The sequence below is a fragment of the Clostridioides sp. ZZV15-6597 genome, assembly GCF_020657815.1.
Lineage (GTDB): Bacteria > Bacillota > Clostridia > Peptostreptococcales > Peptostreptococcaceae > Clostridioides.
On the sequence record NZ_JAGWCT010000025.1, the window covers coordinates 26479 to 46684 of the forward strand.

General features: G+C 30.1%; 16 protein-coding genes, 2 pseudogenes and 1 riboswitch. Of the genes and pseudogenes, 6 read left to right on the forward strand and 12 right to left on the reverse strand.

Annotation, left to right across the window (positions count from 1 at the left end; translation table 11 throughout):
- Positions 1–151: 151 nt before the first annotated feature.
- From KGF52_RS07965 to KGF52_RS08010, 10 genes and pseudogenes are all read right to left on the reverse strand, one after another.
- Positions 152–565: a cupin domain-containing protein gene (locus tag KGF52_RS07965; protein WP_227839736.1), complete on the reverse strand. Its 414-nt coding sequence runs from the start codon at positions 563–565 to the stop codon at positions 152–154.
- Positions 566–680: 115 nt separating this feature from the next.
- Positions 681–1442, reverse strand: a complete 762-nt coding sequence (locus KGF52_RS07970; protein ID WP_227839737.1) for an ABC transporter ATP-binding protein — start codon at positions 1440–1442, stop codon at positions 681–683.
- Between the two features lie 14 nt (positions 1443–1456).
- Positions 1457–2992 (reverse strand): glycine betaine ABC transporter substrate-binding protein, encoded by a 1536-nt coding sequence (locus KGF52_RS07975; protein WP_227839738.1) that lies wholly within the window; start codon positions 2990–2992, stop codon positions 1457–1459.
- A 365-nt stretch (positions 2993–3357) separates the two neighbouring features.
- Positions 3358–5027: pseudogene (locus tag KGF52_RS07980) on the reverse strand (ATP-binding cassette domain-containing protein).
- Positions 5028–5449: 422 nt separating this feature from the next.
- A complete protein-coding gene (locus tag KGF52_RS07985; RefSeq protein ID WP_227839739.1) occupies positions 5450–6250 on the reverse strand; it encodes a PIG-L family deacetylase in 801 nt (266 codons plus the stop codon).
- A gap of 279 nt (positions 6251–6529) precedes the next feature.
- Complete coding sequence (hslO, locus tag KGF52_RS07990; protein ID WP_227433730.1) at positions 6530–7405, reverse strand: Hsp33 family molecular chaperone HslO; 876 nt, start codon at positions 7403–7405, stop codon at positions 6530–6532.
- A gap of 219 nt (positions 7406–7624) precedes the next feature.
- A complete protein-coding gene (locus KGF52_RS07995; protein ID WP_227828339.1) occupies positions 7625–8371 on the reverse strand; it encodes a class I SAM-dependent methyltransferase in 747 nt (248 codons plus the stop codon).
- Positions 8358–8591 (reverse strand): small, acid-soluble spore protein, alpha/beta type, encoded by a 234-nt coding sequence (locus KGF52_RS08000; protein ID WP_227433989.1) that lies wholly within the window; start codon positions 8589–8591, stop codon positions 8358–8360. The genes KGF52_RS07995 and KGF52_RS08000 overlap by 14 nt, the downstream gene beginning before the upstream one ends.
- Positions 8592–8866: 275 nt before the next feature.
- Positions 8867–9985 (reverse strand): N-acetyldiaminopimelate deacetylase, encoded by a 1119-nt coding sequence (locus KGF52_RS08005; protein WP_227828338.1) that lies wholly within the window; start codon positions 9983–9985, stop codon positions 8867–8869.
- 206 nt (positions 9986–10191) lie between these two features.
- On the reverse strand, positions 10192–11385 hold the full coding sequence (locus KGF52_RS08010; protein ID WP_227433727.1) for an L-serine ammonia-lyase: 1194 nt from the start codon (positions 11383–11385) through the stop codon (positions 10192–10194).
- A gap of 323 nt (positions 11386–11708) precedes the next feature.
- Between KGF52_RS08010 and dapA (KGF52_RS08015) the strand changes: the two genes are divergently transcribed.
- From dapA (KGF52_RS08015) to dapD, 5 genes are all read left to right on the forward strand, one after another.
- Positions 11709–12590, forward strand: a complete 882-nt coding sequence (gene dapA, locus KGF52_RS08015) for a 4-hydroxy-tetrahydrodipicolinate synthase (protein ID WP_227828337.1) — start codon at positions 11709–11711, stop codon at positions 12588–12590.
- A 77-nt stretch (positions 12591–12667) separates the two neighbouring features.
- A riboswitch (Lysine riboswitch) is annotated at positions 12668–12842 on the forward strand.
- A 173-nt stretch (positions 12843–13015) separates the two neighbouring features.
- Positions 13016–14017, forward strand: coding sequence for an aspartate-semialdehyde dehydrogenase (locus KGF52_RS08020; RefSeq protein ID WP_227433725.1), 1002 nt, complete (start codon positions 13016–13018; stop codon positions 14015–14017).
- Between the two features lie 115 nt (positions 14018–14132).
- Positions 14133–15020, forward strand: a complete 888-nt coding sequence (gene dapA / locus KGF52_RS08025; protein WP_227433724.1) for a 4-hydroxy-tetrahydrodipicolinate synthase — start codon at positions 14133–14135, stop codon at positions 15018–15020.
- A gap of 67 nt (positions 15021–15087) precedes the next feature.
- Positions 15088–15837, forward strand: coding sequence for a 4-hydroxy-tetrahydrodipicolinate reductase (dapB, locus tag KGF52_RS08030; protein ID WP_227433723.1), 750 nt, complete (start codon positions 15088–15090; stop codon positions 15835–15837).
- A gap of 196 nt (positions 15838–16033) precedes the next feature.
- Positions 16034–16750, forward strand: coding sequence for a 2,3,4,5-tetrahydropyridine-2,6-dicarboxylate N-acetyltransferase (gene dapD, locus KGF52_RS08035; RefSeq protein ID WP_227828335.1), 717 nt, complete (start codon positions 16034–16036; stop codon positions 16748–16750).
- 352 nt (positions 16751–17102) lie between these two features.
- On the opposite strand, the gene KGF52_RS08040 is transcribed toward dapD, so the two are convergent.
- Positions 17103–18092: an SPFH domain-containing protein gene (locus KGF52_RS08040; RefSeq protein WP_227839740.1), complete on the reverse strand. Its 990-nt coding sequence runs from the start codon at positions 18090–18092 to the stop codon at positions 17103–17105.
- A 337-nt stretch (positions 18093–18429) separates the two neighbouring features.
- On the opposite strand from KGF52_RS08040, the gene dapB (KGF52_RS08045) reads away from it, so the two are divergent.
- Positions 18430–19185: a 4-hydroxy-tetrahydrodipicolinate reductase gene (gene dapB / locus KGF52_RS08045; RefSeq protein WP_227839741.1), complete on the forward strand. Its 756-nt coding sequence runs from the start codon at positions 18430–18432 to the stop codon at positions 19183–19185.
- Positions 19186–19292: 107 nt separating this feature from the next.
- Here dapB (KGF52_RS08045) and KGF52_RS08050 read toward each other — a convergent pair.
- A pseudogene (locus KGF52_RS08050) lies at positions 19293–20206 on the reverse strand (collagen-like protein); the annotation flags it as partial.

Sequence of the window (20206 nt, forward strand, 5' to 3'; positions counted from 1 at the left end):
AAATCATTGGGTTCCCTATTTTATTATACTAATTTTATTTTCTAAAAAACTATTATTATCTTAAGTTTTTATTAATTCAAAATAAAAAAAGTGTATATTTAGTAATTTTAACTAATATACACTCATTATTGTTTATAAGTTTATAAATGTTTTATTTTAGTTTGCCATAGTCTTCATCAGATACAGGCTCCAACCATTCATTGAAAGCTCCCTCTGCTGGGACTTCTACAGCTAGATGCTGAAACCAACTATCTGGTGCAGCTCCATGCCAGTGCTTTACATCTGGTGGTATATTAACTACATCACCTGCATGCAATTCCTGTGCTGGTTTGCCAAACTCTTGATAATATCCTCTACCTCCAGTTACAAGTAAAATCTGCCCACCCTTATGATGTATGTGCCATGAATTAATTGTAGAAGGAGCAAAAGTCACATTCCCGATTCCCACACCAGTAGTAGTAAGCATATTTAAATAACATTCTCCTGTAAAATACTGTGCAAATGCTTTGTTTTCTTCCCCAATAGGGAAAACTGCTCCTGTACCTAAATCTTTTTCTATATCCATATTTAATACCTCCTATGCCTTGCTTAACTATTCTTACATTTTTAGTATACGACTTAAAGTTAACTCAAGGTCAATAGCTTTTTAGTATTATCATAATTTAATTTTTAGATTAACTTTATTCTTTTAAATCATCATAGCTTGTTATAGATTTTTTTACATTCAGTAATTGGTCTACAAATTGATTAGCAGGGGCATTTAAGATATTTTCAGGAGTATCATATTGTTGAATGACTCCATGATTCAATACCAAAGTTTTTGTACCTAAAATCAAGGCTTCATAAATATCATGTGTAATAAAGATAATTGTAATTCCTGTTTTTTTATGAATTTCTTTTATCTCTTTTTGTAGCTGTTTTCGTGTAATTTCATCAACAGCACCAAAAGGTTCATCCATCAATAAGATTTCTGGTGAAGAAGCTAAAGCACGTGCAATCCCTACACGCTGTTGCTGACCACCTGATAATTCAGATGGGTATCTTGTTTTCATATCATTTGCTAATCCCACGATTTGCATCCATTTATCTACAGCATTTTTTATCTCTGACTTATTTTTTCGATTAAGGAGATTTGGCACATATGAAATGTTTTCTTCAACAGTCATATGAGGAAAAAGAACACTTCCCTGAACACAATAGCCTATTTTTCTTCTTAATTTAATTAAGTCCTCATTTTTAATGTCTGTTTTGTTAATTAAAATATCTCCCGTGTCTGGCAAAATCAGACCATTAATCATTTTTAGAAGTGTTGTTTTTCCACTTCCAGATGACCCAATAACAGTTAAAAATTCGCCTTTTTCTATATCTAAATTGAGATTATTTATGATTGTTTTATCATTATATCGTTTTTCAATATTTTTAAATTGTATAATAGGTGTCATTATATTTCCTCCAATTATAAAAGTCCCTTTTTGTTCAAAAACTCGCGTGCAACTTCTCTAGGCTCTAAATTATTATTTTCTACATCATAATTCAATTTAGCCATTTCTTTATCAGTTAAAATATTTTTAACCATCTGGAATACTGCTGAAAGTTCTGGATGTTCCTCTAACACCTCTGAACGAATAACATTTCCACATTGATAAGATGGATAAAAGCTTTTATCATCATTTAAGACTACAACATCTGAAACACTATACTGTCCGTCAGTTGTAAATATAGGCATTACATCAATTTTTCCCTCATTAATTGCCTGATATTTAAGTCCAATATCTAAATCAACTGTGTTTTTAAAGTGTAGGTCATAGGTATTACATAGTGGAGTATAGCCATCTTCTCTTTCATAAAAATCATACTCTGCACCAAATGTCAATTTAGAAGATATATCTCTTAAATCTGAAATATTCTTTAGTTTATATTTATCTGCAATTTCTTTTCTAACTGCCAACGCATAACTATTAGAAAAACCATACATACCAGTCCACTGCATTTTAAGTTTAGTTTTATATTCAGATTGTAACTTCTCAAACATATTTTCAGTATATAGTTCATTTTTCTTCAGTACCATATTCCAGCCTGTCCCTGTATACTCTGGATAAATATCAAATTCTCCATTGCCCATAGCTGGCTGAATATTGGATGTTCCTCCGCCTACACCTTGTGTGATTTCTACTTTCAAATCTGTATTTTTTTCAATTAAAATATCCAGCATTTCACCAAGAATATATTGTTCAGTCATTGGTTTTGTAGCGATATGAATAGTTTGAGTCTTTGCAGAATTAAAGAAGTAAGATGTAAAGATAGTTATTATAAGGATAAGACTTCCTAGAATGGCAAATACTTTTTTCCTATTTTTCTTTTTTCTTTTTCTTTGTAAAAATCTTTCTACTAATCCTAGAATAAAATCAAATAACAAAGCCAATAGAGCAATAAGAATACTTCCAGTGACTGTCATTACTGTGTTGTTTGTTGTGATTCCTCTATATATAGCTACACCCAGACCACCAGCACCTATAAATGAAGCAATACCAGTCAATGCAATTGTCATAATAACCATGTTTCTAATACCAGACATAATAACAGGTAAGGCTAGCGGAAGTTTTATTTTATATAGTATCTGAAAGTCTGTACTTCCCATACCTTTCGCTGCTTCAAGAATATTTTTATCTACATTAGTAATTCCAGTATATGTATTTCTAACCATAGGTAATAATGCATATATAGTAAGAGCAATAACAGCTGTAGTATTTCCAATTCCAGAGAATGGTATCAAAAAACCCAACATAGAAATAGATGGTATGGTGTATAGAAAATTAATAGTCCCCAATATTGGCTTAGACGACTTATGAAATTCACTTACAACGATACCAATTATACCACCTAAAACAATTGCAATTACTATAGAAATAATAGAAATTGTCAAATGTTCGATGGATAGTTTTATAAAAAAATCACTTCTTTCAGATAATAGTGTTAGCATATCGTTTAGCATTACTTCCACTCCTTTTTATGAGTTTTACTTAATAAGATTCAAATTATAAAATTATAGTTTAGTGATAGCTCTCATCGTACCACACTAAATAAATTATTCCATAAATTACATGTTAAGGTCATAATATCAAATTTTCAAGTAGGCACTAAAAAGTAACTAATAGAAAATCCCACCTTGTCAATCTTCATGAAAATAATAAAAAATGTCAGAGCCGTTAAAAACTTACTATTTAAACGGACTTCTGACACTATATTTAATTAAATTTGAATATTTATCATATTATTTATTATTGTTAAACTTAACTATCATATTATATACCCATTATATTTACTCATATATCATCTATATTTATTGTATTTTATTTATTATACTATATATTTTGCTGTTAGTGATATTTTATTGTTAGACAATTCTTTTGGAGTTCCTTCAAAGATTACTTTGCCACCTTTTGTCCCTCCTTCAAGACCCATATCGATAATCCAATCCGCTCTTTTAATTACATCTATATTATGTTCAATTATGATAACTGTATTTCCATTATCTACAATCTCTTCAATTATATTTATAAAATTTTCAATGTCAGCCATATGAAGCCCAGTTGTCGGCTCATCTAATATATACACTGAACTTTCCTTATTTAATTCATTAGCAAGTTTTAATCTTTGACACTCTCCTCCAGATAATGTATCTAGAGTTTGCCCTAAAGTAAGGTATCCGATTCCCATTTTTTCAATGCACTGTAATTTCTTTTTAATCTATTTTAAACTAAAAAATTCAATCGCATCTGAAACCGACATTTCAAGAAGTTCTATTATATTTTGCCCTTGAAATCTATATTCTAAAACTTCTTTTTTAAATTTTTTCCCTTCACAAATATTGCAAGTACTTTTTATACTTTCCATAAATGCAAGATTTGTGTGTACTATTCCAGACCCTTTACAGTTATCACAAGCTCCTTCTGAGTTTGAGCTAAACAAAGAAGCTTTAATACCATTTGCTTTTGCAAAAATGTTTCTTATATCGTTCATAATTCCACTATATGTTGCTAAGCTTGACCTAGAATTAGCTGATACAGAGCTTTGGTCTATTAATACAGCATTTGTATTTTGCTTTAAAAATTCATGTTTAATTAATGTACTCTTACCAGCTCCTGCTACTCCTGTCACTAAAGTTAATACACCTTTAGGTATCTTTATAGATATATTTTTTAAATTGTTTTGATTACAATTTTTAACCTCTAAATATCCTCTATGTTCTCTTACATTTTCCTTAATAGAAAGAACTTTATTTAAGGCATTTCCTGTTAATGTCCCACTTGAAAGCAACTTTTCATAACTTCCTTCATATACAACTTTACCACCATACCTCCCAGCTTTTGGACCTACATCTACAATGTGGTCTGCAATTTTAATCACGTCTGGGTCATGCTCAACAACTATAATTGTATTTCCTTTATCACGTAATTTTCTTAGAAGATTATTTAATTTATAAACATCTCTTGGATGAAGACCTATACTTGGTTCATCAAAAATATACATCAAATCTACAAGGTTACTATTTAAATATTTTACCATCTTTATACGCTGAGATTCTCCACCTGATAGTGATGATGTCTCCCTATCTAAAGTTAAATACCCTAGACCTATATCTATGATGTTATTTAGTTTTTCTAGTATCCCTTTAATTAGAGGTTGTGCTTCTGGCTCATTTATATCTTTAATAACCTGATAGTACCTAAAGTTGACCTTGAATTACCTCCAAGTCTACTTTGGTCTATAATAATTGGTGTTGATAAATTTTCTATACAATCAGCTTTAACTTCTCCATATTTAGGTAAAAAACTTCTTACAAAAGTACTAAATCTCTCGTTTAATTGACGTTGTGATTCTTTTGCAATTGTTTCAAAAACAATAGATGATTTTCCAGAACCAGATACACCTGTAAATATGGTTATTTTTCTTTTTGGTATTTTTAATGAAATATTATCTAGATTATTTTCCTTACATCCTTTTAAAACTATAAATTCATTACTCATACTGTATCCTCCTAAATTGTTTTTATAGCAAATTATAGCACGTAACTTATCCCATGGTTGTATACTGTAGGGTTTAAAATTTCATATAAAAAATCCATATAAATTTATTAAGAGGATAAAAAAAGTACCTCAAAATGATTTTTAAAATCACAACTGAGATACTAAACCTTGTTTAATAATAATATATTTTTATTATTCTCAAATACTTTTTTATCATTAGTAAATAATATTTTTAAGATAGCTTTATGTTCAATTAATTTAATATTAAATTACTTTAATATTAAATTGCTTTAATGTTTAGTTACTTTATGTTTAATTGTTTTAATATTTAATTACTCTAATATTTAATTATTTTACAAGCAATTCTTATATTTAATATGAATTAATACAAAAAACTAAACAAAGTTCATAATCACTAAAAATTAATCTTCACTTAACACAGATGTAAATTCAGGGTCATCCAAAAGATGTTCAAAATAGCTATGTGCTGAGATATACCCTATACCATACATTTTTCGTTTTGAATTTACAACCTTATATTCATAACACGCACTTTTGACCTTACTATAGTCATTAAAATTCATTGCTTTATAGATGGCTCTTTCATTTCTTGGTATGTACTTTACATATTTTGGTTTTATAAAATACAAGTCATCTTTTATCTTACGTTCACGTTTAAGCTTCTTTAAAACTTCCCCATTTTTTCTATGCATTATATGGTCATCGTACTTATAATGATGAGCTATATGAGTTACATCACCCTTAAATTTATTTTCAAAATCTAATATTGTCTTTTCCATTAACTTATAATGTGTCCCCTCTTTTTTGTCTATATCAGCAAGTATAATTATATTTTGTGGTTTTACTCCAAGCTCTTTTAATGCTGACTTAAATTCATTGTTCCTAAGCTCTTCTTTTTGCTTTCTGGTCAGATTTCTAAACTTTGTATTAGCCCTAAAAACGTTAACCCCAGAACCATCTGATACTAGTACCACATATACATTATCAACACCACACTGTTTTATAGCATCAATAATGGCACTTCCTCCCCATAGGACCTCATCATCTTGGTGTTGAGGATAAAATACTGCTGCCGATTTAAATTTTCTACTATTACTTTCAGGAATAGGCATTTCAAGTTTTCCATTAAAATTCTTTGCAATTAAAAATATCATTAATAATATTAATATACTTATTCCTATGTGCTTCGTTTTATTTTCCATATTTAAAATTTTCTCCTTCTTATCAATTCAAATATCTTATAAACCTTTGTGGCAAATAGGTTGAAATATACAAATTATTTTACAATATTTTATTGTTTCATACAATCTTTGATACGAACTATAATAAAATAAAAAAGCTTTCTAACTGCAATGTTGCAAACATTACAGCTAGAAAGCTTCTTAATTCTTAAAATTTATTAAGCTTATTTTTAATATAAATATATCTATTTTTGATAAATTATACTTTAATTGCTATATAAATACGACTATTTTCATAGTCTACATTTCCTTTAAAATTTCAATCAATTCTTCTTCACTATACATATATTTCTCATTACAGAACTGACATCCAACTTCTGCCTGTTTATCTTCTTCTATTATTTGAGCCAAAGATTTTTTCCCTATTGCCACTAACGCAGTTTTTACTCTTTCCTTTGAACATTCACACTCAAATCCAACTTCACAAGTATCAAGTACTTTAGGCTCCAAACCATCTAAAACTCTATTTAATATATCTTCTGGTAAGTTTCCTTCCTTTAACATATTAGTTATTGAAGGTAATTTAGCTACATTTTCTTCTAATTTTGCGATAGTTTCTTCTTCTGCATCTGGCATTAATTGAACTATAAATCCTCCAGCAAACTCAACTTCATCCTCTTTTGTAAGAACACCTAAAGCTACCACTGATGGAGTTTGTTCTGACACTGCAAAGTAGTAAGTAAAGTCTTCTGCAATTTCTCCACTTACTAATGGATAAGTTCCATTGTATGGCTCTCTAAGACCTAAGTCTTTAATAACTTTTACAACACCTTCTGTCCCCACGGCTGCTGCAACATTCAACTTTCCATTTGGATAATCTTCAACTTCTACATGAGGATTTCCTACATAGCCTTTTACTATTCCCTTAGAATTTGCTGTTGCGATGATAGTTCCAATTGGTCCACCACCTTTTATTATTACAGTCAATTTATCACTGTCATTTTTCATCATCAATCCCATTATAGATGTTGCTGTTAATGTCCTGCCAAGTGCTGCTGTTGCTACTTTTGTAGTTTCATGTAATCTTCTAGCTTCTTCTACTGTATTTCTAGTAGTTGCAACAAATGCTCTAACTTGACCATTTCCTGATGTCGCTCTTAGTACATAATCTTTCATTTGTATTCCTCCACACTTTGTTAATCATACTATTTTTCTATATTACTACTTTAAATTACTTTAATTTTTAATACAGAAAACTTTGCCTCTTTTATTTTTACCAATAACATTTTATATCTCTGTCAATAATATTTTATATCTTTATCAATAATATTTTATATCTCCAGCAATAATATTTTATATTAATAACACTTCTTTTTGTACATAACAAGAAAAGCTTTATTTTTTACATACAAAGAATATCCTTTGACTTTCTTCATTAGGTTTTTCAAATGTAAAATCTCCATAAGATTTTATATCACTAAATCCAGATTCTTTAAGCATATCAACTATTTCATCCTCAGTATATGCCCTTTGTTGATGTACTTCTTCAAATCTTTCAAACTTTCCATCTTCATCTTTAATAAAAAATGTCAGTTCCATTTCAATCAAATTTTCTTCATCATCAAAGTAATTTTGCCACATATAAGCTATATCTTCTCTATTTTCTCCATACATATTATTTCCTAATATATTGGCTAATTTATAAAATGAACTTATATCAAATATAAAGATTCCATCTTTCTTTAATAATTCATATGTTTTTGAAAATACATTTTCTAAATCATCATCATAAGTTATATAATTAAATCCATCACAGGCACAAAGCACACAGTCCAAATCGGATATATCAAAGTCAAGCTCTGATATGTCTTGTTGAAGTAAAACTAACTCTACGCCTTCTTTTTCTGCCTTTTCTCTTGCTACACTAAGCATTTCATCAGATATATCAATCCCAGCTATATCATAGCTCTTTTTAGTTAATGGAATTGTGAGATTACCTGTACCACATGCTAATTCCAATATATTTTTTACTTTTACACCTTCATTATCTATTATATCTTCTATATATTTAACCCATCCATCATAATCAACTTCATTCATAAGTTCATCATATACAAACGCAAAATCACTATATTGACTCATCCTTTTTATTCTGCCCCTCCACAATCTTTCTTAGCCTCTTTTTACGTGATGTAAGCATACCTCCGATTCTTCCAGCTTCTTTAGCTGTAAGCCCTGCCCATCCACGTTCTCCAACTTTGTCCATAAGACCTAGTTCTGAGGCTATCTCATATTTCATTATATCATCATTTGTCAATATTTTAGTATTCTTGCCATTAGTTATCTTCTTTTCTCTTTTCATATTTTCTTTCAAAAAAATCACCCCTTCTTATTTGTATTTTTGTCAATTAAAAGAAATTTATACAAATAAGTAAGGGGTATTTATCAATTCATATGTTTTCAAATTTAAGTATTTTAAATTTATGACTTTTTAAAATTATTCTTTCTAAGTATGTGTTATTTATAATTTCAACATATTATTTATAGTCTTATCATAGTTATTTACAATCTTATCAAAAAAATTGACCTTTTTATCCAGACTATCTACAACTTATTCATTACAAAGCTTAACATATTTTAATCTATTGCTTTTTTATATTTTAATAATTTTGCATAGACATTTAGTGCATCCACACATATCTTTTCATCAAAGTTGAAGTTTATATTATGAAGTCCATTTACAAATCCTTTTTTCTCATTTCTTGAGCCCAACATAAAGAACAGCCCTGGAACTTCTTTTTGATAGTAAGAAAAATCTTCTGATATCATAAGTGGGTCTAATTCTATAGCCGTATCCTTTCCAACAGCTTCTACAAACTCTTTATACAAGTCTTTATCGTTTTTAACAGCTATATAATCATCCATAATATTTATATTTACCTTACAGTTATAAGACAATTCAAAGCCTCTAGCAAGTTCTTTAACTCTAAGTTTCATTCTCTCATACACTTCTGGACTAAAGCATCTAATAGTCCCTTCCATCTTTATATTTTCAGCTATTATATTTCTTCTAGCCCCTCCTTCAATTCTACCTATAGTCAACACTGCATTGTCTATTGGGCTTATATTTCTTGATACTATAGTTTGAAGTGAACTTATAAAGTTTGAAGCTATAACTATACCATCAATTCCATTTTGTGGCATAGCTCCATGTCCACTTTTAGACACTATTTCTATATCAATATCTCCTATTTGAGCCATGAAGTATCCTTCTCTTGTACCTACATAACCTTCTGGTAATTCTGGGTATATATGAAGCCCATATATCTCATCAACATTGTATTTTCTAAGCACACCTGCATCTATCAATGCTTTTGCTCCACCTGGCCCTTCTTCTGCTGGTTGGAATATAAATACAACATTATCATTTAAATCTTCTTTATTATCATTTAAATACTCAATTAATCCAAGCAATATAGTAGCATGTCCATCATGGCCACATAAGTGTTTTACACCTTCTTCACTACGAAGACCGTCTATATCAGCTCTGAAAGCTATATCTTTTCTTGGTCTTTTCCCTTCTATCACACCTACTATTCCTGTTTCTAAGTAAACTTCATATTCAACTCCTATTTTATCAAGATAATCCCTTATATATTTTGAAGTCTTATACTCTTTTCTTCCAATTTCTGCAATAGGATTTAATGCATTCCTATGCTTATAAAGTTGTTCTTGTAAATACGATGCCTCTCTCATGTAATCTCCTCCAAATTATAATTTATTATAAAAATATTTCTATATCTCTTATAATTAAAATATTATATAACATACTTTCATATTTAAAAATAAAAAGCTAAATTGAATATAAAAATATTTTGCATTATTAAATAATTCACCATTAATAATAATTCCCCTGTTTCATAAATCAAAACAGGGGAATTATTATTAAAAAATTTTTAATTTTAGCAAGAGAAGAAGTGTTTAGCAAGTCCACCTTTTGCAGTTTCTTTGTATTTATCCATCATATCAATACCCGTTTCTTTCATTGTTTCAACGACTTGGTCCAAGGAGACAGAATGTGAGCCATCAGTTAATAATGCATACTTAGCTGCATCATAAGCTCTTTGAGCTGCCATTGCATTTCTTTCTATACATGGAATTTGAACATATCCATATACAGGGTCACAAGTCATTCCTAGATGATGTTCAAGCGCTATTTCTGCTGCATATTCAATATGGTCTATAGTACCACCCTTTAAATACGCTACTGCCGCTGCTGCCATCGAACAAGCTGCTCCAACCTCACCTTGACATCCTACTTCCGCACCAGATATTGATGCATTAGTTTTTATTATATTTCCGATTATTCCAGCCACAAGTAATGCTTCAATTATTTTTTCATCATCGTATTTATAGAAATCTTGCATTGCAAAGAATATTCCTGGTATTACTCCAGCAGAACCACAAGTTGGTGCTGTAACTATTATATTACCAGAAGCATTTTGCTCTGAAGCTGCCAGTGCATATGCATATACAAGTGTCGAAAAACTTTTATCTTCTTGATACGCTTTATAAAAATTATTTGCTCTTCTTTTTAATAATAATTTACCTGGTATTACTTCATCTGTGCTTAGTCCATCATCAATAGATTTTCTCATAGCATCTTTTATAGTTTTTATATAGTCTTTTATATCAGATGGTTCACATTCTAATACAAAATCAACTAAAGTTTTATTATTTTCCTTACACCACTTCACTATTTCATCCATAGTGTCTAGATGATATATACTATTGCTTTTACTGTTTCTTTGACCTTCTTCTGCTATAGTTCCTCCACCAACAGAATATACAGTCCATTCAGCTGTCACATTTCCATCTTTATCTAAAGCTTCAAACTTCATTCCATTTGGATGAAAATCTTTTATTATGTCTTCTTCCCAAACGATTTCAACTTTCTTTGGTGCTATAGTTTTTTCAATTATATAATCTGTTAAGTGACCTTTTCCTGTAGCAGCTAAACTACCATATAATATTGCTCTAAAACTTTCTGCATCTGGATTTTCATTTTTAAATCTTTCCGCTGCTCTTTGCGGCCCCATAGTATGAGAACTTGAAGGTCCACTTCCTATTTTAAAAAGTTCCTTTAAAGTATCCATATTATTCCTCCTAAATTTTCTATGTTAATGCTTATTATTTATTTTTACGCACATATTTATTATAACCTAAATATATTAATTATTAGTTATTAAATTCGCATAAAATTTATTTTTTATTTCCATTTTGGTATATTTTATTAAATTAATATGCATATTTTGAGAATAAAACATTTATTTAAAATTTTTTTAATATTAATATAATATAAATATCTTACTTTATACAGTTAAGATATTAACTATGCCTATTAAAATTAATTAATTTGTACTATAATTATTATTGTACTTAAAAAATTAAATTTAAATAAAAAAGGAGATTTGATTATATGTTATTTAAAGGTTCTGCTGTTGCTTTAGTTACTCCATTTACGGAGGATAACAATGTCAACTTTGAAAAGTTAGGTGAATTAATCGAATACCATATTGAAAATGACACAGATGCATTAGTTGTTTGTGGAACAACAGGTGAAGCTACTACTATGAGTGAATCTGAGATTTTTGCTGTAATAAAATATACAGTTGAAAAAGTCAATAAGAGAATACCAGTTATAGCAGGTACTGGTTCAAACAATACTATGTTGTCTGTTCATATGAGCCAAGAAGCTGAAAAATTGGGAGTGGATGGTCTTTTAATCATAACTCCTTACTATAATAAGACTAATGAAAAAGGTCTTAAACTTCACTTTGAAACAATAGCAAAAAGCGTTAAATTACCAATTATTTTATATAATGTACCAGGAAGAACTAAGGTAAATATAAAGCCATCTGTTGTAGCTGAGCTTGCTAAAATAGATAATATAGTTGCTGTGAAAGAAGCTAGTGGAGATTTAGCTCAAGTTGCAGAAATAGCTAAATTAGTGCCTAAAGACTTCGCTATATACTCCGGTAATGATGATACTATATTACCTCTATTATCATTAGGTGGAAGTGGTGTTATCTCTGTACTTGCTAACATCTGTCCTAAAGAAACTCATGATTTAGTAACTAAATTCTTTGAAGGTGACATTGAAGGCTCTAAAAAATTACAACTTGATATGGATGCTTTAATTGCTGCCTTATTTATAGAAGTAAATCCAGTTCCAGTTAAAACTGCTATGAATATTTTAGGTTTTAATGTTGGAGATTTAAGACTTCCTTTAGCTGAAATGGAAGAAGCTAATCTTAATATCTTAAAACAAGAATTGACAAATTTTGGATTTAAATTTTAGCAATATTTCTATAAATAAGTTGATTTTTTCTAAAATATGTATTATTATTAGAATAATCAAATTTTAATATCCTATTAACCTAGGGTAGAGGTAGCTGTAAATAAGAGTATCCAATAGGAGCTGGCAAGCGTTAATGATTGGAAAAAGGATTTATAGCCGAAGAAAATATTTCTCGCAATAATATTTTCTGGGATTACACATAAGATGTGTAATACTGTCACTTATTTGTGTAGGTGGTGAGCTACAAGGTTTACTTTGAGTGATAAACTAGACGTACAAAGTATACCTTTGTACGTTTTTTGTATATAATTAAAGTTGTTAATATAATATTAAAGTATTTAGATATATAAAAATATTAACATATCTTACTTGTATAACTAAAATCAAATAATGTTTTAATAATTAAAAATTGGGGTGAATTTAATATGAAAAAAGTAAATGTGGCAATAGTTGGTGCTACTGGAATGGTAGGTAGAACATTTTTAAAAGTATTAGAAGAAAGAAATTTTCCAATAGAAAATCTATTTTTATTCTCTTCTTCTAAATCTGCTGGTTCTAAAGTAATGTTTTGTGGTAAAGAATATATAGTAGAAGAGTTAAAAGAAACTTCATTTACTGATAGAGGGATACAAATAGCATTATTCTCTGCTGGAGGAAGCATTAGTGAAAAATATGCTCCAATAGCTGCATCAAATGGAATCTTAGTAGTAGATAACTCTAGTCAATGGAGAATGAATCCAGATGTTCCTTTGGTTGTTCCTGAGGTAAATCCAGAAGCTATAAAAAAACATAAAGGTATAATAGCTAATCCAAACTGCTCTACTATACAAGCTATGGTTCCTCTTAAACCTCTAGATGACAAATACAAAATTAAGAGAGTTGTTTACTCTACTTACCAAGCTGTATCTGGTTCTGGTGTTAAAGGGGTTGAAGATTTAGAAAAAGGAATGACTGGTAATCCTACTGGATTCTATCCACATCAAATTTCTTATAACTGTCTTCCTCATATAGATTCATTTACTGAAAATGGATATACTAAGGAAGAAATGAAAATGGTAAACGAAACTATGAAAATACTTGATAACTACGACTTAAAAATAACTGCAACTACTGTAAGAGTTCCAGTAAAAAATGGTCATAGCGAATCTATAAACATTGAGTTTAATAATCCATTTGAATTAGAAGATTTAGTAAAAACACTTGAAGAAGCTCCAGGAGTTGTAGTAGTTGATAATCCTGCTAAAAATGAATATCCAACTGCTGTAGAATTTGATGATAGAGATGAAGTGTTTGTTGGAAGAATTAGAAGAGACTTTAGTGTTGATAATGGTGTAAACCTTTGGGTTGTTGCTGACAATATAAGAAAAGGTGCTGCAACTAATGCAATCCAAATAGCTGAAATGGCTATATCATATGATTTAGTATAGTATACAAATTTGTATAAATATATGATTTTGTAAAATATTAATAATAAGTAAAAATAAGCATTAGAAGTAACTGTAATATAAAACACAAAACTAAAAAAGAGGGGATTGATTTTTTATGATATTTAAAGGTTCTGCTGTTGCTCTAGTTACTCCATTTACAAAGGATAGCAAAGTTGATTTCGACAAATTAGGTGAATTAGTTGAGTACCAAATTGCTAACGGTACTGATGCTATAGTGGCTTGTGGTACTACTGGTGAAGCTAATACTATGACCGATGAAGAACAACTTGCTACTATTAAGTATGTTGTTGAAAAAGTTAATAAAAGAGTTCCTGTTATAGCAGGAAGTGGTTCTAATGATACTATGCACTCAGTTAATTTAAGTCAAGAAGCTGAAAAACTAGGAGTAGATGCTCTATTAATAATAACTCCTTATTACAATAAAGCCAATAAAGCTGGACTTAAACGTCATTTTGAAACAATCGCTAACAGTGTTAAACTTCCAATTATACTTTACAATGTACCTGGAAGAACTTGTGTTAATATAAGCCCTAGTCTTATAGTTGAACTTGCTAAGATAGATAATATAGTTGCTGTGAAAGAAGCTAGTGGGGACTTAGGACAAGTTGCAGAAATAGCTAGCTTAGTTCCAGATGACTTTGCTATCTACTCTGGTAACGATGATACTATACTTCCTTTATTGTCTTTAGGAGGTCAAGGAGTTATATCAGTACTTGCTAATGTTTGCCCTCAAGAAACACACGATTTAGTGGCTAAATTCTTTGAAGGCGATATAGAAGGTTCTAGAAAATTACAACTTGGTATGGATGCTTTAATCGCTGCTTTATTTATAGAGGTAAATCCTATACCAGTTAAGACTGCAATGAATTTATTAGGATTCAATGTTGGAGATTTAAGACTTCCTCTAGCAGAAATGGACCCAGCAAACTTAGAGGTATTAAAGAAAGAATTAGTTAACTTTGGACTAAAAGTTAATGCATAGTACAAATTAATGCATGATAAAAAACTAAGTTTGGTCAAAAGTTAGCCCTTAATCATAGGAGGAAATTATGTTAAAAGTTATAGCAACTGGTTATGATGGAAAAATGGGCAAGATTTTAGCCGATACTATAAGAGATGATAGTGAACTAGAATTAGTTTGTGTTGCAGCTAGAGGTATGGATAGCTGTGAAGGCAATCTTAAAATTTATGAAGATATGAATACTATAGTTGAAGAAGCTGATGTAGTTATAGATTTTTCTCATCACTCTAATCTAGATAATATTTTATCTTATGTTTTAAAAACTAAAACTCCTTTAGTAATTGCTACTACTGGATATAATGATGAAGAAATTAATAGAATACATGAAGCGGCTAAAGTTATTCCTGTATTCCAATCATATAATATGTCTCTTGGTGTAAATGTATTAGTGAAATTGGTTAAAGATGCAGCTAAATTATTAGAAGGATTCGATATAGAAATAATAGAAAAACATCACAACAGAAAAGTAGATGCCCCAAGTGGCACAGCTGTTATGATTGCTAACGCTATAAAAGAGGTTTTACCAAACGTTGAAAATAATTATGGTAGATATGGGCGTAGTGCAAAAAGACAACCAAATGAGGTTGGTATCCATGCTATAAGAGGTGGAAATATTGTTGGTGAACATGATGCTCTATTTGCTGGAGATAACGAAGTCCTTACAATAAGTCATCAAGCTCAATCTCGTGGTATTTTTGCAAGTGGTTCTATAGCTGCTGCTAAATACTTAGTTAAACAAAAACCAGGATTTTATAACATGGATAGTATGTTAGGATAGTAAAAATCTATATCACAAATAAAAAATATACACAAGTAAAAGATATATGATATAATAAATAAATTTACTCAATATTATGCTAAAATAATAATGCTATTAAAAAATAAATAATAGTAAGTATATACTAAAGTTGATAAATTAGTATATATGAGTATATAATAAAAGAAATATAATGAAATACAAGGAGAATTAACAAATGGTAAATTTAAACGATGCTTATGAAATAGCAAGATATATAAAAGAAGTTAAAAAGAAAACACCTGTTAAAGTATATGTAAATACTAACTCTTTACATTTCCAATCAACTGATAAATTTAAAGTATTTGGAAACAATGGTTCTTATGTATTTGTAGGTGACTATGAGGATATAATGGAAGTATTAGATAAACATGGTAACGATATAATAGATACTCATGTAGAATATGATAGAAGAAATTCTGCTATTCCTCTAAAAAATACTTTAAGTGAACATGCAAGAATCGAACCAGGTGCAATAATAAGAGACATGGTTACTATAGAAAAAAATGCTGTTGTAATGATGGGAGCTGTTATAAATATAGGAGCTGTTGTTGGTGAAGGTTCTATGGTAGATATGAATGCTGTTATTGGTGCTAGAGGTACTCTTGGTAAAAATGTTCATTTAGGTGCTGGTGCTGTTGTTGCTGGTGTTTTAGAGCCACCTTCTGCTACTCCTGTTATAGTTGAAGATGATGTTTTAATAGGAGCTAATGCAGTTGTTCTTGAAGGTGTTAGAATCGGTAAAGGTGCTGTTGTTGCAGCTGGTGCTGTTGTAACTACTGACGTAGAAGCTGGTGCTGTTGTTGCTGGTTCTCCTGCTAAAGTTATAAAAATGAAAGACGAAAAAACGGCTGACAAGACTAAACTTATGGAAGACCTTAGAAATTTAGACTAATTAGAAATAATATTATTAATTAAAAGGGGCTGTCTCAAAATAGAGAGATAAGCCTCTTTTTCATTGTTGAAATGATGAAAATATATTTGATTTCATACAAAAAAGAGTGTCTCATGAACTAAAAAGTTCATTTTGAGACACCCTCCTCTTTTTATAGCCTTTTAATTTATCTTTGTTAAATACCCTTAATTTACTAGTTTACTTGCATGCAATTTAAACATTCTTAATTTATTGGTTTCCTTACACACTAATTAAAATATCCTTAATTTACTGATTTACATATATACAAGTTAAACACTCTTGATTTACTTACACAATAGTTAAATGCTCTTAATTGGTATTTACTTCTATACTAATAAATTGAACCACTGTTTACTACTGGTTGTGCATCTTTATTACCACAAAGAACAACCAATAAATTGCTTACCATAGCAGCTTTATGTTCCTCATCTAAAGTCACAACATTATTCTCACTTAAATTAGTTAATGCCATCTCTACCATACTTACAGCCCCTTCAACAATCTTTTTACGTGCTGCTATTATAGCTTCTGCTTGTTGACGTTGTAACATAGCTACTGCAATCTCTGGTGCATAAGAAAGGTGAGTAATTCTTACTTCACATACTTCAATTCCTGCAATATCTACTCTAGATTGTAACTCTTTTTGTAATTTATCTGCTATTTCTTGACTACTACCACGAAGAGATTTTTCATCACCATCTTCAGACACATCATATGGGTAAAGTCTTGAAACATTACGAATAGTTGAATCACATTGAATTGATAAAAAAGTATTATAATTATCAACATTAAATACAGCTTTAGTTGCATCTATAACTTTCCAAATTACAACAACACCTATTATAATAGGATTTCCTAATAAATCATTAACTTTTTGTTTTTCATTATTAAGAGTCATTGTTTTTAAAGATACTTTCTTTCCTCTTGGATTAGAGGATATATCTACTTTTTCAGTAGATGAAGATTTTGATACATTAATTCCTGATGATGTTGGATTTACTGCTGAACAAAATGGATTTACCCAATAGTATCCTTCTTTTTTTATAGTTCCATAGTAGTTCCCAAATAAAACTAGAACAATAGCCTCTTTTGGATTAATCATTTTTAGTCCAAAACACAGTATAAAATCTATCACAATAAATAAAATACTTAAAACTAACATAAATGAACCTATTCCAGTGAATCCATTGTCAAGTTTTATTATTCCAAAAACCATAACACCTATTGAAACTACTAAAAATAAGATAATCATTATCAAAGCTACTACTCCATTAAATGCTTTAGCATCCTTTTCTTGATAAGTTTTTTCTTCCTTTAACATAGCCATCTCTCCCATCTTATTATATTAAGTTAAGATACTTCTAATTTAATAATATCACTTTTAATGCTCAAATTGTTGAGTTTAAAATTAATACTCTAGATTTATATATTTTTAAAGACACATCTTTAGTAATTTTAACATATTAGTATTGATTTTTAAGTAAATTTTATGATATATGAACTTATATTTAATACATATTAAATCTAAATACAATTTTTTTAATATCCAGTAAATTATAAGTTTATTATCACTAATATTATTTTATATAAATTATATTAGTGATAAAATAAACCTATAGAAATATAACAAATTTTTATTAATTTCATAGGAGGATTTTATGTTAAAAGTTATAATTAGTGGTTATAATGGAACAATGGGAAGAGTGTTAGCAGAATGTGTAAAAAAAGATAGTGAATTAGAGTTAGTTTGTGGTGTAGCTAGGTCTGCTGATGAAAATGCTTATCATGGAGATACGAAGCTTTATAAAACAATGACTGATGTAACTGAAAAAGCTGATGTTATAATAGATTTTTCACATCATGAAACTTTAGACCCAATCTTGTCATATGCACTAAAAAACAATACACCTGTAGTATTAGCTACTACTGGATATGATGAGGATGAATTAAATAAAATAGAAAAAGCATCAAAAAATATTCCTATATTATTATCCTCAAATACATCTCTAGGTGTAAATATTTTAATAAAATTAGTTAAAGATGCATCAAAAATGTTAGAAGGTTTTGATATAGAAATCATAGAAAAGCATCATAATAGAAAAGAAGATGCTCCTAGTGGTACTGCTACTATGATAGCCAATGCAATTAAAGAGGTCTTACCTGAAAGTGAAAATAAATATGGAAGATATGGTAGAGATTGCAAAAGAAAAGCAAATGAAATTGGAATCCATTCTATAAGAGGTGGAAATATAATCAGTGACCATGATGTTATATTTGCAGGAGATAATGAAGTTCTTACATTAAGTCACCATTCTCAATCTGATGAAGTCTTTGCAGATGGTTCTATTGTTGCAGCTAAATTTTTAGTTGGTAGAAAGTCTGGGCTTTATAAAATGTCAGATATATTAGGGTAGTTTTTATACATAATGAATCTCAATCTACTTAGATATTCAGATTTATCAATTTGAATATCTAATAGATTGAGATTTTATTTATCTTTTTTCTTCACCTATAAAACTAATTATTGTATTCTATAGACTGAAACAAATCCAAATGGTGAAGTTCCTGTTGTGCCTGAATTAAATGTAAAACTTAAAGTAACAGCTGCTGCTCTAGCATCAACTAAAAAATCCAATCCTACACTTACATCTGATGAAGTAAGAGTATTTACTGCTTTTGCAATAAAATTATTTTGAGCTGCGCCATTAAAATTAGTAGTAATTGCCATAAATCCTGCAAGTGAAAGTGTAGCACGTATACCAAAGGATACATTATATATACCTCCAACTGCAAGGTTTATAGTGTTACTTGTTGGTAAAGTTATATTTGTTCCATTTATAAATGATGAGTTAAACGTCACTAGTGAGTTATTTGTTAAACTTGGAGATGAAACTATAAATTGTGCATTGTTCGATGCCAATACTCCAGTTGCTCCTGTATTTCCTGTTGGACCTGTTGCTCCATTGGCTCCAGTTGCTCCTGTATTCCCTGTTGGACCTGTTGCTCCATTGGCTCCAGTTGCTCCTGTTGGACCTATTGAACCTACTGCTCCTGTTGGACCTGTCGCTCCTACTGCCCCTGTTGGACCTACTGCTCCACCTACTCCAGTTGCCCCTGTTGCCCCTGTTGCTCCAGCTACTCCATCTGCTCCGGTTGGGCCTGTTGCTCCCACTGCTCCTGTTGCTCCTGTCTGTCCTGTCGCTCCTGTCGCTCCTGTTGGGCCTACTGCTCCATCTGCTCCTGTTGCTCCTGTCTGTCCTGTTGGACCTACCTCTCCATCTGCTCCTGTTGGACCTGTTGCTCCTACTGCTCCTGTTGGACCTACTGCTCCATCTGCTCCTGTTGCTCCTGTATTTCCTGTTGGACCTACTGCTCCATCTGCTCCTGTTGCTCCTGTATTTCCTGTTGGACCTACTGCTCCATCTGCTCCTGTTG

Bases quoted from the DNA above. Each gene is read 5' to 3' on its own strand.
- dapA (WP_227828337.1), top strand. From the start codon at position 11,709: ATGTTATTTAAAGGTTCTGCTGTTGCTTTAGTTACTCCATTTACGGAG.
- KGF52_RS07995 (WP_227828339.1), bottom strand. From the start codon at position 8,371: ATGAGTCAATATAGTGATTTTGCGTTTGTATATGATGAACTTATGAAT.
- dapD (WP_227828335.1), top strand. From the start codon at position 16,034: ATGGTAAATTTAAACGATGCTTATGAAATAGCAAGATATATAAAAGAA.
- KGF52_RS07970 (WP_227839737.1), bottom strand. From the start codon at position 1,442: ATGACACCTATTATACAATTTAAAAATATTGAAAAACGATATAATGAT.
- KGF52_RS08005 (WP_227828338.1), bottom strand. From the start codon at position 9,985: ATGAGAGAGGCATCGTATTTACAAGAACAACTTTATAAGCATAGGAAT.
- KGF52_RS08010 (WP_227433727.1), bottom strand. From the start codon at position 11,385: ATGGATACTTTAAAGGAACTTTTTAAAATAGGAAGTGGACCTTCAAGT.
- dapB (WP_227433723.1), top strand. From the start codon at position 15,088: ATGTTAAAAGTTATAGCAACTGGTTATGATGGAAAAATGGGCAAGATT.
- KGF52_RS07985 (WP_227839739.1), bottom strand. From the start codon at position 6,250: ATGGAAAATAAAACGAAGCACATAGGAATAAGTATATTAATATTATTA.
- dapB (WP_227839741.1), top strand. From the start codon at position 18,430: ATGTTAAAAGTTATAATTAGTGGTTATAATGGAACAATGGGAAGAGTG.
- KGF52_RS08000 (WP_227433989.1), bottom strand. From the start codon at position 8,591: ATGAAAAGAGAAAAGAAGATAACTAATGGCAAGAATACTAAAATATTG.
- KGF52_RS07965 (WP_227839736.1), bottom strand. From the start codon at position 565: ATGGATATAGAAAAAGATTTAGGTACAGGAGCAGTTTTCCCTATTGGG.
- KGF52_RS08040 (WP_227839740.1), bottom strand. From the start codon at position 18,092: ATGTTAAAGGAAGAAAAAACTTATCAAGAAAAGGATGCTAAAGCATTT.
- KGF52_RS08020 (WP_227433725.1), top strand. From the start codon at position 13,016: ATGAAAAAAGTAAATGTGGCAATAGTTGGTGCTACTGGAATGGTAGGT.
- hslO (WP_227433730.1), bottom strand. From the start codon at position 7,405: ATGAAAGATTATGTACTAAGAGCGACATCAGGAAATGGTCAAGTTAGA.
- KGF52_RS07975 (WP_227839738.1), bottom strand. From the start codon at position 2,992: ATGCTAAACGATATGCTAACACTATTATCTGAAAGAAGTGATTTTTTT.
- dapA (WP_227433724.1), top strand. From the start codon at position 14,133: ATGATATTTAAAGGTTCTGCTGTTGCTCTAGTTACTCCATTTACAAAG.